13 protein-coding genes and 1 pseudogene are annotated in these 14,738 nt (G+C 67.2%); 11 read left to right on the top strand and 3 right to left on the bottom strand.

Going from position 1 to position 14,738, the window contains the following annotated elements; genetic code table 11:
- Window positions 1-342: pseudogene (locus MKK50_RS14260) on the bottom strand (carbohydrate porin); the annotation flags it as partial.
- Between the two features lie 571 nt (window positions 343-913).
- Here MKK50_RS14260 and MKK50_RS14255 point away from each other — a divergent pair.
- The 11 genes from MKK50_RS14255 (at window position 914) to MKK50_RS14205 (ending at window position 11,868) form a co-directional block, all read left to right on the top strand.
- Window positions 914-2,224, top strand: a complete 1,311-nt coding sequence (locus tag MKK50_RS14255; protein WP_253373772.1) for a transporter substrate-binding domain-containing protein — start codon at window positions 914-916, stop codon at window positions 2,222-2,224.
- A gap of 66 nt (window positions 2,225-2,290) precedes the next feature.
- Window positions 2,291-3,175: an urea ABC transporter permease subunit UrtB gene (gene urtB / locus MKK50_RS14250; protein ID WP_499023185.1), complete on the top strand. Its 885-nt coding sequence runs from the start codon at window positions 2,291-2,293 to the stop codon at window positions 3,173-3,175.
- A 49-nt stretch (window positions 3,176-3,224) separates the two neighbouring features.
- Window positions 3,225-4,346: an urea ABC transporter permease subunit UrtC gene (urtC, locus tag MKK50_RS14245; RefSeq protein WP_499023183.1), complete on the top strand. Its 1,122-nt coding sequence runs from the start codon at window positions 3,225-3,227 to the stop codon at window positions 4,344-4,346.
- Window positions 4,347-4,357: 11 nt separating this feature from the next.
- Complete coding sequence (gene urtD, locus MKK50_RS14240; RefSeq protein ID WP_499023181.1) at window positions 4,358-5,098, top strand: urea ABC transporter ATP-binding protein UrtD; 741 nt, start codon at window positions 4,358-4,360, stop codon at window positions 5,096-5,098.
- A gap of 2 nt (window positions 5,099-5,100) precedes the next feature.
- A complete protein-coding gene (urtE, locus tag MKK50_RS14235) occupies window positions 5,101-5,799 on the top strand; it encodes an urea ABC transporter ATP-binding subunit UrtE (RefSeq protein WP_253373776.1) in 699 nt (232 codons plus the stop codon).
- A 377-nt stretch (window positions 5,800-6,176) separates the two neighbouring features.
- Window positions 6,177-6,617: a N,N-dimethylformamidase alpha subunit family protein gene (locus tag MKK50_RS14230; RefSeq protein ID WP_499023179.1), complete on the top strand. Its 441-nt coding sequence runs from the start codon at window positions 6,177-6,179 to the stop codon at window positions 6,615-6,617.
- Window positions 6,618-6,740: 123 nt separating this feature from the next.
- A complete protein-coding gene (locus MKK50_RS14225) occupies window positions 6,741-9,173 on the top strand; it encodes a N,N-dimethylformamidase beta subunit family domain-containing protein (protein ID WP_499023178.1) in 2,433 nt (810 codons plus the stop codon).
- A 138-nt stretch (window positions 9,174-9,311) separates the two neighbouring features.
- Window positions 9,312-10,433 carry a hypothetical protein gene (locus tag MKK50_RS14220; RefSeq protein WP_499023176.1) on the top strand — a complete coding sequence of 374 codons (1,122 nt, stop codon included), beginning with the start codon at window positions 9,312-9,314 and terminating at the stop codon, window positions 10,431-10,433.
- A 17-nt stretch (window positions 10,434-10,450) separates the two neighbouring features.
- On the top strand, window positions 10,451-11,131 hold the full coding sequence (locus MKK50_RS14215) for a tetratricopeptide repeat protein (protein ID WP_499023174.1): 681 nt from the start codon (window positions 10,451-10,453) through the stop codon (window positions 11,129-11,131).
- A gap of 10 nt (window positions 11,132-11,141) precedes the next feature.
- Entirely contained in the window at window positions 11,142-11,447 is a 306-nt protein-coding gene (locus MKK50_RS14210) for a hypothetical protein (RefSeq protein ID WP_499023172.1), read from the top strand.
- 94 nt (window positions 11,448-11,541) lie between these two features.
- Window positions 11,542-11,868: a hypothetical protein gene (locus MKK50_RS14205; RefSeq protein ID WP_499023171.1), complete on the top strand. Its 327-nt coding sequence runs from the start codon at window positions 11,542-11,544 to the stop codon at window positions 11,866-11,868.
- A 30-nt stretch (window positions 11,869-11,898) separates the two neighbouring features.
- Here the strand turns inward: MKK50_RS14205 and MKK50_RS14200 are convergent, their stop codons facing one another.
- Together MKK50_RS14200 and MKK50_RS14195 are read right to left on the bottom strand one after the other, a co-directional pair.
- Entirely contained in the window at window positions 11,899-12,861 is a 963-nt protein-coding gene (locus tag MKK50_RS14200) for a TIGR03885 family FMN-dependent LLM class oxidoreductase (RefSeq protein WP_499023194.1), read from the bottom strand.
- Window positions 12,862-12,869: 8 nt separating this feature from the next.
- On the bottom strand, window positions 12,870-14,720 hold the full coding sequence (locus MKK50_RS14195; protein WP_499023169.1) for a glycoside hydrolase family 15 protein: 1,851 nt from the start codon (window positions 14,718-14,720) through the stop codon (window positions 12,870-12,872).
- Window positions 14,721-14,738: the final 18 nt, after the last annotated feature.

Genomic DNA, 14,738 nt, shown 5'->3' with positions numbered 1-14,738 from the left:
GTCGGCGGTCATGGAGAGGACGAAGTAGGTCGAGTTCGACTGCTCGCCGGTGCGCAGGCCGGCCGACGGGTTGGCCTGGTAGAAGTTGTAGATGTTGATGTCGAAGGTGAGCCCGCGCTCGGCCATGTGGGTGGCCCACGGCGCGAGCGGTCCGACGCGGACGGGGTCTGTGGCCTTCTCGGCGATGTTGGGATCGGTGCGCGGCTGGGTCTGGTCGTTGAACTGACCCACCGGCGAGGCCTGCTGCGCAAGGGCGCTCACAGGTAGGCCGAACGCCAAGGCGCCGACGAGCGTGCCGGCCGCCCGTGCCACTCGTCCGGGCCGAGCCGACCCTCGTTCCATTCCGTATCCGCCGCGTCGCATCCTACATTCCCCTTGCTTTGCTGTTCGCGGCCAAGACTTCGCTGGTCTTTGAGGTTGTTGGATTGTGCGATGCACAACCCTGCCGCTTCTGGATCCGCATGACTGCCGAACGATCCGCAAGAGCCGTTCCACAGCCGATGACCGGTTTCTGGGTTTGGTCGGCTATTTGGCTGCCATAGGCACTGGCCGCGGCGCCGTCCGATTCTTTTGCAGTATGATCAAAACCCACGCTTTTGCGTATTTTTTGATCATATTCCTCTGGCTCTATTACGCTGACACTGGAGAGCCTATACGGTCAACTCCCAATTTGGCATTTTTGGATTTTGCGGCATATCGCTTGCTCCGAGGCCACAGCCGGGTTGCAAGGGCCTGCCAATCGCGTCTGCCTTTGCCCACGAGAAAAAATTTGTCTCACCAAGAAATACACTCTTGACGCAGTGCGAGATGCCGCCGTAGCGTTTCTCTGCAGGATAAAATTTTTACTTCTTGAGCGTTGATACAAATGTCCGCTCAAAAACGAGGCAACTGCACACTATTTAAGGGGATCGAGATGGACCTGACACGTCGCAAGCTCTTGAAGCAGTCTTCGCTGGCCGCGGCCGCGATCGCCGCTCCGCATCTCTGGCTGCCGACGGCGCGTGAGGCCTGGGGCGCCACCTTGAAGAAGGGTGAGCCGATCAAGGTCGGCCTCCTGTTCTCCCTGTCCGGCCAGCTCGCGGTTCCGGAGGAAGACTCGACCCTGGTGATGCAGTACGCCATCGACGAGATCAACAAGAACGGTGGGATCGCCGGTCATCCGATCCAGCCGGTGATCGTCGATGCCAAGTCGGACTTCAACGTTTACTCGGAGAAGGCCAAGGAACTCATCATCCGCGAGAAGGTGATCGCTCTGTTCGGCTGCTACACCTCGGCGAGTCGCAAGGCGATCCTGCCGGTGGTGATGTCGCAGAACAGCCTGCTCTACTACCCGACCTGCTACGAGGGTGCCGAATGCACCCAGAACACGATCTGCACGGGTCCGCTGGCCAACCAGCACTCAAAAGACCTGATCCCGTACATGGTCAAGAACTTCGGGAAAAAGGTCTTCTTCGTCGGCTCGAACTACGTCTGGCCGAAGGAGTCGAACAAGAACGCCAAGATCTGGCTTCAGGAAGCCGGCGGCGAGTTGGTGGGCGAGGAATACATCCCGCTCGGCAGCTCCGAGTTCGGCCCCGTCCTCGGCAAGATCCGCGACGCCAAGCCGAACTTCATCTTCTCGACCGTGGTCGGCGCCTCCGACATCGCCTTCCACAAGCAGTTCAAGCAGGAAGGCTTCAAGGTGGATTCCATGCCGATCGCCTCGCTCACCACCGGTGAGATCGAGACCAAGGCCATGGGTGCCGAGTTCGGCGCCGGGCACTTCCTCTCGGCGCCCTATTTCCAGTCGCTCGACAACCCGACCAACCAGAAGTTCGTCGAGAACTTTCTCAAGAGCAAGTACGGCAAGAACGGCTCCACCCATTACAACATGGAAGAGACCTATCTCTCGGCCTATGTGTTCAAGGCCGGGCTCGAAGCGGCGATCAAGAAGACCGGCAATGTCGAGGAAGTGACCTCGCGCATGATCCGCGACGTCAGCGGCGGCGTGCGGGTCGAGGACGACATCTCGCCGGAAGGCCTGATCTGGATCGACGGCGACAACTTCAATTCCTGGCTCAAGCCCAAGATCGGCCAGTGCCAGGCGGACGGCAGCTTCAAGATCGTCTCGGAAGCCAAGGAGCACGTCGCTCCCGATCCGTACTCGATCTACCCGAATGCCGGCAAATGCACCGCCACGGGCCTCGTCGCCCCCGACGGCAAGAGCCGCAAGAACGTCATCTGACGCTTAGCCGCGCAACCGCTCCGGCTGCGGTTCCTTGCGGCCGGGCCCTGCATTCACGGAGGTCGCGTGACGTCCCTCGACATCGCACCCTTTGCCAATGCCCTGGTGTTGGGCTTGAGCATCGCCAGCATCTGGCTCATCGCCGCGATCGGGCTGACGATCATCTACGGCACTGTCGGGGTTATCAACATGGCCCACGGCGAGTTCATCATGCTGGGCGCCTATACCTCCTACGCCCTGCAATCTTCGTTCGGCCTGCCGTTCCTGCTCTGCCTGCCCGCCTCCTTCATCGTGGTGGCGCTGGTGGGGCTCATCATCGAGCGCGGGCTGATCCGCTACCTCTACAACCGCCCGCTCGATACGCTGCTCGCCACCTGGGGGGTGTCGCTCGTCTTGATGCAGGGCGTGCGGCTGATTTTCGGCTCGGACCCGAAATACATCGCCGTTCCGGAGATCTTCCAGAGCAACGTCGAGGTGGGATTCGCCAGCCTCTCGGTGTTCCGCCTCGTGGTGCTCGCCATCACCGCGATCATCGTCGCCGGCACCGCTTGGCTGTTCTACCGCACCCGCTTCGGCATGCAGGTCCGCGCGGTGATGCAGAACAAGGAGATGGCCGCCTCCTTCGGCATCAACGCCGACCGGGTCTACATGACGACGTTCGCGCTGGGAGCAGGGCTCGCCGGCATCGCCGGCTCGCTGTTCGGCGTGCTGGCGATCGTGCTGCCGACCATGGGCACGGCCTACGTGGTGCAGGCCTTCCTCGTCGTGGTGGTCGGCGGCGGCACGCTGATGGGCAGTGTCGCGGCGGCGGGACTGACGGGCGAACTCCAATCGGTCTTCGCGTTCGTCACCAACGACACCTTCGCCCGCTTCCTCCTCTACGTGCTGATCGTCGTGTTCCTGCGCTTCCGCCCGCGCGGCCTGTTCGCCGTCGCCAAAGGCCGCCGGTGAGACGTCTCAGCCTCACCCCTCCTGCCCGTCAGAAGAGTTTCGCCCGCAGATGACGACGCGCAACCTCTACCACAGCAAGCCGGCGCAATGGGCGGTCTACGGACTGTTCTTCGTCGGCATTGCCGGGATCCCGGCCTTCGTCTCCGACGGCTTCCTGCTCAACCAGTTCGCCGTCTACGGCATCTACGGGATGCTCGCCCTGTCGATCAGCCTTTGCTGGGGCTTCGGCGGCATCCTCAATCTCGGCCAGGGCATCGCCTTCGGCCTCGCTGCCTACGGCATGGCGATGACCATGCAGATGCAGTCGCAGGATCCGGACTCGAACCCGATCCCGCCCTTCATGCTCAACAACAGCCTGGAACACCTGCCCTGGTTCTGGCAGCCGTTCTGGAGCACGGGCGGAGGCATCCTGCTCGCACTCGTCGTGCCGACGCTGTTCTACGTCGTGTTCGGCACGCTGATGTTCCGCGCCCGCGTGTCGGGGCCGTTCTTCGCGATCATGTCGCTGGCGATGCTCTCGGCCTTCGCCACGCTGATCCTCGACATGCAGCCCTACACCAACGGCGCCAACGGCATCTCGCCGCCCGCGCCGCTCTCCGTGTTCGGCACCGACATCGACCCCTATGGCCCCACCGCCTACTGGATCGTCTGCGGCGGGCTCATCGCCGTCACGGTCGGCGCCAAGCTGCTGACCCAGAGCAAGTTCGGCCTCGTCGTCCAGGCCCTGCGCGGCGACCCCGAGCGGGTGCGCTTCCTCGGCTACAACGTCGCCCTCTACGAGACCTGCATTTACGCGATCTCCGGCTTCATCGCGGCGCTGGCTGGCTGCCTCTGGGTGATGCTGATCCAGTACGTCTCGCCGGCCCAGCTCGATACCACCTTCAGCATCGGCATGGTGATCTGGGCCGGGATCGGCGGGCGCCTGTCGCTGCTCGGCGCAATCCTCGGCGCGTTCCTGATCCAGGGCGGCCAGAGCTATCTCGGCGACCAGTTCCTGGCGACCTGGCTGCTGATGCTCGGCGCCTTCTTCATCGTCGTCGTGCGCTTCCTGCCCAAGGGGCTGGCGGGCCTTCTCGAGAAGATGCTCGGCGCGCTGGCACGCCAGCCCGGCAAGCACGCCCGGCCCGACATGCCGCACGCAATCTCCGGTGCCCCGGCGGCGGGCGAGTAAGGGAGGGGACGATGGGCGTTCTCGAAATCCGCGACCTGCACAAGAGCTTCGGCGGCACCAAGGTCATCAACGGGTTCAACCTGAACGTGACCGAACTGACGCTGTGCTGCCTCGTCGGCCCCAACGGCGCCGGCAAGACCACCACCATGGACCTCATCACCGGACGGCAGAAGCCGACCTCCGGCACCATCGTCCTGCGCGGCGACGACATCACCAGTCTGAGCGAGCACGAGATCGCTCAGCGCGGGATCGGGCGCAAATTCCAGGTGCCGGCGGTGTTTCGCGAACTCAGCGTGCGCCAGAACTTCGAGGTCGCCTATTCCCGCGAGGTCAACCCGTTCCGCAACATGCTGCGGCGTCGCCCTGTGGGCTTCACCGACAAGCTCGACGAGGTGGCGACGCTGACCGGCCTCAAGGACCGGCTCGAGGTCGAGGCCGGCTTCCTCTCCCACGGCGAGACGCAGTGGCTCGAGATCGGCATGGTGCTGATGCAGAACCCGGCGATCCTGCTCCTCGACGAGCCGGTCGCGGGCATGACCGAATCCGAGATCGAGAAGACCATCGTCTTCCTCAACCGGCTCAAGCGCACCAACACCCTGATCGTGGTCGAGCACGACATGGGCTTCGTCCGGCAGATCGCCGACGTCGTTACGGTGATGCACATGGGCGCCTTCCTGGCGCAGGGAAAGCTCAGCGACATCGAGAACGACCCGCGGGTGCGCGAGGTCTATCTCGGCGAGCCGGAGGTCTGACGATGCTGCTCGATCTCGACCGCGTGACCTCCTATTACGGCAAGACACCGATCCTGAAGGATGTGGCGCTCGGCCTGCCCGAGGGGCAGTGCCTGTGCGTGCTCGGGCGCAACGGCGTCGGCAAGACCACGCTGCTGCGCACCATCATGGGGCTGACCGACCGCACCTCCGGCGAGATCCGGATCGCGGGCGATCCCATCACGAAGGCGCCGACGCATGTGCGGGCCAAATACGGCCTCGGCTACATTCCGCAGGGGCGCCAGATCCTGCCGCACTTCACGGTCAAGGAGAACATCCTGCTCGGCACCTTCGCCCGCACCGACGGGCGCCAGGACGTGCCGGACCTCTGCCTGAGCCTGTTTCCCTACCTCGCGCAGAATCTGCACCGGAAGGCGGGGCTGCTCTCGGGCGGCCAGCAGCAGCAGCTCGCCATCGCCAGGGCGCTCGCCACCAATCCGCGCATCCTGCTCCTCGACGAGCCGACCGAGGGCATCCAGCCCAACATCGTCGCCGAGATCGGTCAGACGCTCGGGCGGCTCAACAAGGAGTTCGGCATCACGCTGATCCTCACCGAGCAGCACATCAAGGTAGCGCGCAAGCTCGGCGATGCCTTCCTTATGATGGAGAACGGCCGCATCGTCGCCCGCGGGCCGATCGGCGAGATGACCGATGAGCTGATCGAGCGGCACATGACGATCTGAGCGCGCCATGACGAGGTGAGGCGCAGGGCCCGTCCGGAGGCTGTCCGGCTTGGACGGGTCGCACCGCCGGATCGCTTCGTCGAGCCTTGCGAGGACCGAAGCGTCTTTCAAGGTCGACGTAAAAACGTTTCCTCGCAAGAAAACAACGCTTGACCGATAGACTGTAACTGTCTTAAATTACATCAACAATTACGGCGAATTTTTCTGAGTTATATTTCAGAATACTGCGTGTTGACCTGCTTGCATCTCAACTTCTCAGCGGAGCATCGCGGCTCTGCCGGAACGGGCCGCCCGCCGGATTGCACCGGCAGCGCGTGCGGGCCCGCAACCATCTCCCGCCGCAACGGCGCGGCCGGGACCTACGAGGAGCGACGACGATGGAACCGATCCCGAAGAAGGGCACGCCCGAGCGCGAACGCCTGATCGCGGCCCACAAGGCTTGCATGGACTCGATGAAGGGCGTAGCCGGCAATTCGGTGGTGCTGTGCGAGACGCCCGGCGACACCACGGTGGTGACCGGCGGCGTCCACACCGACCCGGTGCTCAAGCGCGTGCTGCTGCGCATGCGCGGCGCAAGCCCGAAGGGCAAGCTGATCGTGATCTGCACGCAGGTCGATGCCGAATGGCGCATCGCCCGGCTCTCCGGCATCCGCGGCGTCCCGCCCGAATTCGTCTGCGACACGGTCTACACCGACGAGCAGGAGATCCAGCACGCCATCTTCCTGATGCGCCTCGACGAACTCTCCGACAGCTACGGCTTCCCGGAAGATTACCACGAGGGCTGGAAGCGCAAGGACGACAACTGGCCGGTCACCTGAGCCGCCAAACCTTCAATACGTCGATCAGCGGGAGGCCGCAGACGCCTCCCGGCGCCCCCTCGCGCAAGGACGCGCGGACCCGTCGGGGCGGGGACCAAAGGCGATGCCCAAAGGATTGACCCGATGACCACGATGAGGCTGACCGGTTACGCCGACAAATTCGGCGTCCATCCCGGCGATACGATCCAGTTCTACGTCAATTGCGACGGTCCGTCCGAGTACAAGGTCGAGATCGTCCAGATGATCAACGGCGACACCAACCCGCGCGGACCGGGCTACATCGACAAGCCGGTCGAGGCGGCGGTCAACGGCACCTATGCGGGCCAGAAGCAGATCATCCACGGCGGCTCCTATGCCTACGTGCCGGACGCCAAGCCTTTCCATGTCGAGAGCTTCACGCTCCAGTGCTGGATCTGGCCGACCGCGCCCAAAACCCATCCGCGCTACTGGAAGCACGGGCCGCAGGGGCTCGTCACGAAGTGGTCGAACGAATGCGGATATGGCCTCTTCATCAACGAGGAGGGCTGCCTGGAGCTGCGCATCAACGAGCACCGGATCACTACCGACGTGCCGCTGCGCGACCATGCCTGGCATTTCTGCGCCGCGACCTTCGACGCCGCCACCGGCACCGTCACCCTGATCCACGAGCCCCAGGTGGTCTACGCCCTCGATCCCGAGATCGCCCCGGTCGAGGCCAGCCTGAAGGTCGCCATCGCCCACGCCCCCGTGCCGGTGGCGCTCGGCGCCTATGTCGAGCGGCTGGCGCCCGAGGATCCGCTTGCCGCCTCCTCGAAGCCGGCGGGCGTGGTCTTTGCCGGCAAGTATAACGGCAAGCTCGACAGCCCGCGCATCTGTAACCGGGCGCTCTCGCGCGCCGAAATCGAAATGATGAAGGCCGGCGCCCAGCCCGGCCTGACCGAGCGGCGCAATGCCGGCCCCACCGGCAAGCTCTCGGAATGCATCGTCGCCGCCTGGAACTTCTCCCTCGGCATCGACACGCTGATGGCCAAGGACGAGGGGCCCTACCGCTTCGACGCGACCCTGGTGAACTGCCCCAACCGCGCCATGACCGGCTACAACTGGTCGGGCCAGAACTTCGATTGGAAGTACGCGCCGGGGGAATACGGCGCCATCAGCTTCCACGACGACGACGTGGACGACGCCCGCTGGGTCTCCGACTTCGCCTGGACCGTGCCGGAGACCGGCGTGAAGAGCCGCTTCTACGCCGCCAAGCTGACCACGCCTGAGGGCGACGAGGAGTTCATCCCGTTCTGGGTGGTGCCGCGCATCGGCCAGGAGACCGCCAAGATCGCGGTGATGGTACCGACCATCAGCTACATGGCCTATGCCAACGAGCACGTGGCCTGCAACGCGGGCGGCGCGGAACTGTTCGTCTACCGCGTGCCGATCATGCAGCAGCAGAACATGTTCCTCTCCGAGCACCGCGAATACGGTGGCTCGATCTACGACACCCACACCGACGGCACCGGCATCTCGATCTCGTCGCGCCTGCGGCCGATTCTGTCGATCCGGCCGAAATACGACCACTTCCTCGCTCAGGCGCCGTGGCAATACCCGGCCGACCTCCACCTGATCTACTGGCTGGAGACGATGGGCTACGAGTACGACGTCTTCACCGACGAGGACATCACCTACGACGGGCTGGCACGCATCGAGAACTACAACGTCATCATCACCGGCTCGCACCCGGAGCACAATACGGGCACTCAGCTCGACGCGCTCCACAACTACACGCAGCGCGGCGGGCGGCTCATGTATATGGGTGCCGATGCGTGGTATTGGGTCCACGCGTTCCACCCGGGCTACGAGAGCAAGGGCCGCGGTGTCGTCACCGAGATGCGCCGCTGCGAATCCGGCATCCGCACGTGGCGGGCCGATCCGGGCGAGTACTACCACCAGGGCACGGGCGAACTCGGCGGGATGTGGCGCTTCCGCGGGCGCTACCTGCACGCGGTGGCCGGCGTCGGCATGTCGTCGGAAGGCTTCGACGTGTCGAGCTACTTCTCCCGCACGCCCGACAGCCTCGATACCCGTGTGTCGTGGGCCTTCGAGGGCATCGACTACGACGAGAAGCTCGGCAATTTCGGCCTCGTCGGCGGCGGCGCGGCGGGTCTCGAACTCGACATCGTCGACACGATGCTGGGCTCGCCGCCGCATACCCTGACGGTGGCGACCTCCGCCGGGCGGCACACCGAGGCCTACCTCCTCGTCATGGAGGATTTCGGCTTCAACCAGCAGGGGCTGGACGGCACCACCCATCCGCGGGTGCGCGGCGACATCGCCTATCACGAGACGCCGAACGGCGGCGCCTGCTTCGCTTTCTCCTCGATCGCCTATTGCGGCTCGCTGCCCTGGAACAACGGCGACAACAACATCTCGCGGCTGACCAAGAACGTCCTCGACCGCTTCGCCATGGACGGCCCCCTGCCAGCCCCGCCCGCGAGCGCGATCAAGCACCGTGGCCGGGCCGATTACGACCCGACGCCGATGGAGCACCGCAGCCGCAAGGAGCGCGGCGAGCCACTGCCCGCCTGAGACCCCGATGCTCCCCGCCATGGCGGGGACCGCCCCGACGCTCCGTCCGCACCTTCCGCGGGTGGAGCCCCGGTGGCAGCGCCGTCAGCCCCCCGTGCGCTGCCACCGACCCTTTTTCAAGAAGCGTAAGAGGCGTTCATGGCCCTCGCCGCCGCGTCCGCCGGCTTCGTGCCGGACCGTCCCGATCTCGGCCACCGGGCCGAGGGAGTTGACCTTGCCGATCCCGCCTTCTTCGCGGACGGCCTCGATCCGCGCGCGCCGCGCCTGCTACCGCCGGCCGCCTACCGGGCGCTCGCCTTCGCGGAACTCGAGGACGACGCGATCTGGACCCGCTCCTGGCTCGCCATCGGCCTTTCCGCCGAGATCCCGGCGCCCGACGACCTCCTGCCCTTCACGGCCGGCCATCACGGCCTCCATGTCCAGCGCGCGCGCGACGGCGGCCTCGTCGGGCGCTTCAACAAGGCCCAGCACGGCGGCTGCCGCGCGGTGCCGGTGCAATGCCGGACCGGCACCAAGACCCGCTGCTCCTTCACCGCCTGCGGCTACAGCCGCGACGGGGCCGTGCTTTCGGCGGGGACCGAGGGGCCGATTCCGGCGATGCACCAGTATCTCGGCCTGCGCCCGGAGCGGCTGCTGCCGGTGGCCGCCCGCGCCTGGGGGCCGATGCTGCGGATCAACCTCGATCCCGAAGCCGCCCCGCTCAAGGCCCCGCCCGAAGGCTTGGTGGCGCTGACCGGCGAGATTCGGCGGGCGGAGTACGCGGCCAACTGGAAGCTCGCGGCGCAGGCGCTGGCCGAGGGCAATCGCTTCGCGGAAGCGCCGGACAGCCTGCACCTGACCGGACGGCTCGCGACTGGCGAGGCTGCTGCCATCGCCGCCCACTTCCCCAACCTCGTCCTGATCGAGGCGCGGGGCGAGACCTGCGCCGTGATGCTGCAGCCGACGGCGTTGGGCCAGACGCTGCTGCGGATCGGCCTGCTCGGCCCGGAGGGGAGGGCGGCGCCCGACCTCGAAGCCTCTTCACTCGAAGCCTCTTGGCTCGAAGCCTCTTGGGATGCGTGGCTCGCCGAGATCGCCGCCCGGATGGCACGGGCCGTCGCCGCGCAGGCGGCACTCTCGCGCCCGGACGCCGACGAGGCCCTTCCGACCAACGCCGCCGGCCTCTGGCTTCAGCGAAACCTCGCCGCCTGCGTGCGGGCACGGCCCGCCGCCACGGACACCCAACCCCTCTACGCCACGGCCCAGGGCCGCGGCTGCTGATATCTCGGGAGATGTCGATGAGCCTTGCCGCCCAGCCTCTGGCCGCCCCGCTTACCCTCACGGAGGGCGTCGCGGCGTTCCAGGCCGGCGCCTACGACCGGGCGCTCGCCGTGTTCCGGCCGCTCGCCGAGGCGGGCGACCCGGAGGCGCAGGCGTGGCTCGGTGCGCTCCATGCCGGCGGGACCGGTGTGCCCGCCTCGCTGACGCAGGCCTTCGAATGGTATCGCCGCGCCGCCGAGCAGGGCCACGGCCCGGCCGCGACCAATGTCGGCGCGATGCTGGCGATGGGCCAGGGCGTGGCGCAGGACCGGACCGAGGGTGCCCGCTGGCTGGAACGGGCGGCGGCGAACGGTGACGTGATGGCGGCCTACAACCTCGCTACCCTGCTGGCGAAGGGCGACGGCCTGCCCGCCGATCCCGTCCGCGCCGCCGAACTCTACCGCAGCGCAGCGCAGGCCGGGCACTACCCGTCTCAGGCCCGGCTTGGCCATTTCTACGCCCAGGGGATCGGGGTGGCGCGCGACCGCGTCGAAGCTTTCGCGTGGCTCTCGCTCGCCGCCGAGCACGGGGTCGGCACGGCGCTGAACGCGCTTGAGCTGATCTGTAAGGAGATGTCGGCCGAGGAGAAGCGCGAGGGCGCCGCCCGGGCGCAGAGCCGCCGCACGGAGCCCGGCCGCATCGCGCCGATTCCCGCCTGAGGGACGTCCGATGACCGCCTACAGCGTGCAGCAGATCAAATTCGAGTTCATCAGCTACGTGAAGGAGTTCGGCGCCGACTTTTCCGCGTGGTCGGTGGGCGTGTCCGAGGATGCGTCCGCGGCCCTGTTCCACGAGCACGGGATCGACGAGGCCCGCGACATCTGGCTGTGGAAGCCGGCGGTCTCGCCTGCCGCCGCCGCGATGGTGCGTGACTGGCTCTGCGGCCGGCAGGGCGCCGCCGCGCTGGCGGGGGAGGGCCGCCAGGTCTTCCTGTTCCGGCGCGGGCCGGAGAGCGGTGCCCCGGACACGGAGTAGGAGTACGGAGCTGCCGCAAAACCGGTCTCCCTCCTGCGGCGAAACGCGGGTCTGTGCGTTGTCGTGGTCAGTCGATCGTGACCGGAGCGTCTTGATGTCCGTTCGTGCCGCCGTCCTGCTCGTCCCCGTCCTCCTGGCCTTCACCGCCTCCGGCGAGGCCGCCCCCTTCGACAACCTGAAGGAGGATCTCTCGGCCTGCCTGCGCTTCGAGTCGGATGCGGCGAAGGGCCCGCGGCCTGTGCCGCTGTCCGGAAAGGCAGAGTTCGCGCTTCGGAAATGCGCCAGCGAGATGGACCGGCTCGAACGCGCGGATCCGCGCCGGCTCCGGAGCGACCACGGCCTTAGTCCCTCGACCCGGGCCGTGATCGAGAGCGTGTTCGGGGCCGGCAGCCGTGGGCGCTTCACGCCTGCGAGGTTCTGATCCCAGGCGGCATCCTCCCTGCGTCGTGCATCAGCGGCGAAGCTGGGGCAGCACCGCGCGGCCGAAGCTCTCGATGAAGGCCTCCTGGCTCGCGCCGACCTGATGGACGATGATCTCGGCAAAGCCCATCGCCGCCAACTCGGCGAGCCAAGCGGTGTGCTGCCCGAGATCGTGCGAGATGCGCACGCAGGCATGCATGTGCTCCGGGCGGACGAAGCGGGTCGCCGTCTCGAAATCCTCCGGGCTGCGCAGCTCCCAGTTCACCTCGCCCTCGATGGCGTTGCTCGACCATTGCGCGTGCGCCTCCGCGAGCGCACGGGCGGGGTCGGGATCCCAGCAGACCTTGGTCTGGAGGAAGACCGGCTTGCCCGCGCCGCCGCCCTCGCGGAAGGCCTCCACTACCGGGCGCAGCTTGTCCGGCTCGATCCCCACAGTGACGAGGCCGTCCGCCCAAGCGCCGAGGGCGCGGGCGGTGGCCGCGGTGGCGGCCCCGCCGATCAGGAGCGGAGCGGTCTTCGGCCGCGAATAGAGCTTGGCGTCGATCACCGTGACGCGCCCGCGATGGGTCACGGTCTCGCCGGATAGGAGCGCCCGGATGATCGCCGCGCACTCGGAGAGCCGGGCGTTGCGCTCGGCCTTCTCCGGCCAGGGCAGGCCGGTGATGTCCTCGTTAAGGCGCTGGCCGCTGCCGAGCGCCAGCCACAGGCGCTCGGGAAACATCTCGGACAGGGTCGCCGCCGATTGCGCGAGCACGGCCGGATGGTGGCGGTAGCCCGGCGCGGTGATGATGCCGAACGGAAGGTGCGTCGTCGCCAGGGCCGCCCCGAGCCAGGACCAGGCATGGCCCGAATGGCCCTGCGCCCCGCTCCACGGCTTGAAGTGCTCCGAGGACATGGCGCAGGCGAATCCTGCGGCCTCCGCCGCCTGCACGTGGCGCAGGAGGGCGGAGGGAGCGTGCTGCTCGTGCGAGGCGTGGTAGCCGATACGCGTCATTCCCACGCTCACTCTCCCGCCTCGGCCCCGTCGATACGGGGCGCCCGGCGCGAATCCGTCTCCCGCAGGGAGCGGTCGGCGTAGGTGCCCTGCACCGCCTCGCGGCCGCCATGCTCGTACAGGTCGAGCATCAGCGCGCTGTGGATGAAGCCGAGATGGCTGAAGGCCTGCGGGAAGTTCCCGAGGAAGGTGTCGTCCTCGGCGATCTCCTCGGCGTAGAGGCCGACATCGTTCTGCAGGGCGCGCAGCGCCTGGAACCGGGTGCGGGCATCCTCCTCGCGCCCGAGCCAGAGCAGGGCGTCCACGAGCCAGAAGGCGCAGAGCAGGAAGGTGCCCTCGTGGCCGGGCAGGCCGTCGTCGTTCTTGTAGCGGTAGACGAGGGGGCCGTGGCCGAGGCGCTCGATGACCACATCGACGGTGCGGGCGAACGCCGCCTCATCGACGGGGAAGCCGACCATCGGTGCGATCAGCAGGGCGGCATCGACGTCGTCGCCGCCGATATATTGCGGGTAGTAGCCGTCGCGGTGGATCGCCTCGCCGTTGATGCAGGCCACGATCCGGTCGCGCTCGCGGCACCACTCCTCGCGCTCGCCGAACAGGTGGATCGCCCGGTCGAGGGCGACCCAGTTCATGATCGCCGCGTGCAGGTAGCGCTGCTCGGGTTTGCGCGGCTCCCACAGGCCGGCATCGGGCTCGTGCCAGTGGGCCGCCGAGATGTCGGCGAGCCGCGCCCCATGCTTGCGCATCGCCTCCGGCATCGTGCCGCCCAAACGCTCGTAGAGGTAGAGCAAGTCGAGCACCTGCCCGTAGGCATCGGCCTGATGCTGCTCGGCCGCCTCGTTGCCGTGGCGCACGGGGGCGCTGCCGCGCCAGCCCTCGAAGTGATCGATCTTGATCTCTTCGAGGTCGGCCTCGCCCGAGATGCTGTAGAGCGGCTTCAGGCGGCTCTCCTCCCGCTCGCACAGCTCGGTGACGAAGCCGAAGAAAGATTCGGCCTCGCGGGTCATCCCGAACTTCTTGAGCACGTAGAAGGACAGGCAGGCGTCGCGAATCCAGCAGAAGCGGTAATCCCAGTTGCGGATGCCGCCGATCTCCTCCGGCAGGGAGGTGGTGGCCGCGGCGACGATCGCCCCGGTGGGCTCGTAGGTCAGTCCCTTCAGCACCAGCGCCGAACGCATCAGTTCGTCCGCCAGCGGTCCGACATAGGCCGCGCCCTCCGTCCACAGCACCCAGGCCCGGCGCGTCTCCTCCATCAGGATGCGGGCATCCGGGCAGGTCTTGGGGGGCGTGTCGAGATAAAGGGCGAAGCTGCGGGCCTGACTGCCCTCCAGGGTGAAGCGCGCCGCGGCAAGATCGCCCTCCGCGGCGAAGTCGGCGTCCGAGAGGAGGCCGGGGCAGCCCGGCGCGGTGACGCGGTGGCCCTCCACGGCGAGGGGCGCGAAGTCCTCGGCGAAGCCCGCCAGCGGGCGATACTCGGCGATCATCGAGACGCAGCCCGAGACACCGGTGACGAGGCGCACCAGCCGCGGCCGGCCTTCGCCGCCCTCCGGCCCGACCATGAAGTCGTGGAGCGTCACGAAGCCGGTCTGCGTGGTGAAGGTGGTCTCGAGGATGTTGCTGCGGCTCAGATATTGCCGCGCGGTCTCGAAGCGCTCGGTCGGCCGGATCGTGAAATGGCCGCCGCGCTTGCGGTCGAGCAGACGCGAGAAGGAGGGGTCGGCATCGAAGCGCTCGAGGCAGGCCCAGTCGATCCCTCCATCGCGCGCCACCAGCGCGCAGCCCTCGCAGTTGCTGAGCAGCGCGTAGGCCTCGATCGGCTGATAGGGGCGGGTCTGCGGTTCGGACATCGTCTCGGACATGGTCGTTCCTGGGGCGCC

Source organism: Methylobacterium sp. J-043, assembly GCF_022829505.1.
In the GTDB taxonomy this organism is placed as follows: domain Bacteria; phylum Pseudomonadota; class Alphaproteobacteria; order Rhizobiales; family Beijerinckiaceae; genus Methylobacterium; species Methylobacterium extorquens_A.
The sequence above is the reverse complement of the archived record's forward strand: the minus strand, read 5'-3'. Positions and strand labels throughout refer to the sequence as shown.

Bases quoted from the DNA above. Each gene is read 5' to 3' on its own strand.
- MKK50_RS14205 (WP_499023171.1), top strand. From the start codon at position 11,542: ATGTCCGTTCGTGCCGCCGTCCTGCTCGTCCCCGTCCTCCTGGCCTTC.
- MKK50_RS14255 (WP_253373772.1), top strand. From the start codon at position 914: ATGGACCTGACACGTCGCAAGCTCTTGAAGCAGTCTTCGCTGGCCGCG.
- MKK50_RS14225 (WP_499023178.1), top strand. From the start codon at position 6,741: ATGACCACGATGAGGCTGACCGGTTACGCCGACAAATTCGGCGTCCAT.
- urtE (WP_253373776.1), top strand. From the start codon at position 5,101: ATGCTGCTCGATCTCGACCGCGTGACCTCCTATTACGGCAAGACACCG.
- MKK50_RS14215 (WP_499023174.1), top strand. From the start codon at position 10,451: ATGAGCCTTGCCGCCCAGCCTCTGGCCGCCCCGCTTACCCTCACGGAG.
- MKK50_RS14195 (WP_499023169.1), bottom strand. From the start codon at position 14,720: ATGTCCGAGACGATGTCCGAACCGCAGACCCGCCCCTATCAGCCGATC.
- MKK50_RS14200 (WP_499023194.1), bottom strand. From the start codon at position 12,861: ATGACGCGTATCGGCTACCACGCCTCGCACGAGCAGCACGCTCCCTCC.
- MKK50_RS14230 (WP_499023179.1), top strand. From the start codon at position 6,177: ATGGAACCGATCCCGAAGAAGGGCACGCCCGAGCGCGAACGCCTGATC.
- MKK50_RS14220 (WP_499023176.1), top strand. From the start codon at position 9,312: ATGGCCCTCGCCGCCGCGTCCGCCGGCTTCGTGCCGGACCGTCCCGAT.
- urtC (WP_499023183.1), top strand. From the start codon at position 3,225: ATGACGACGCGCAACCTCTACCACAGCAAGCCGGCGCAATGGGCGGTC.
- MKK50_RS14210 (WP_499023172.1), top strand. From the start codon at position 11,142: ATGACCGCCTACAGCGTGCAGCAGATCAAATTCGAGTTCATCAGCTAC.
- urtD (WP_499023181.1), top strand. From the start codon at position 4,358: ATGGGCGTTCTCGAAATCCGCGACCTGCACAAGAGCTTCGGCGGCACC.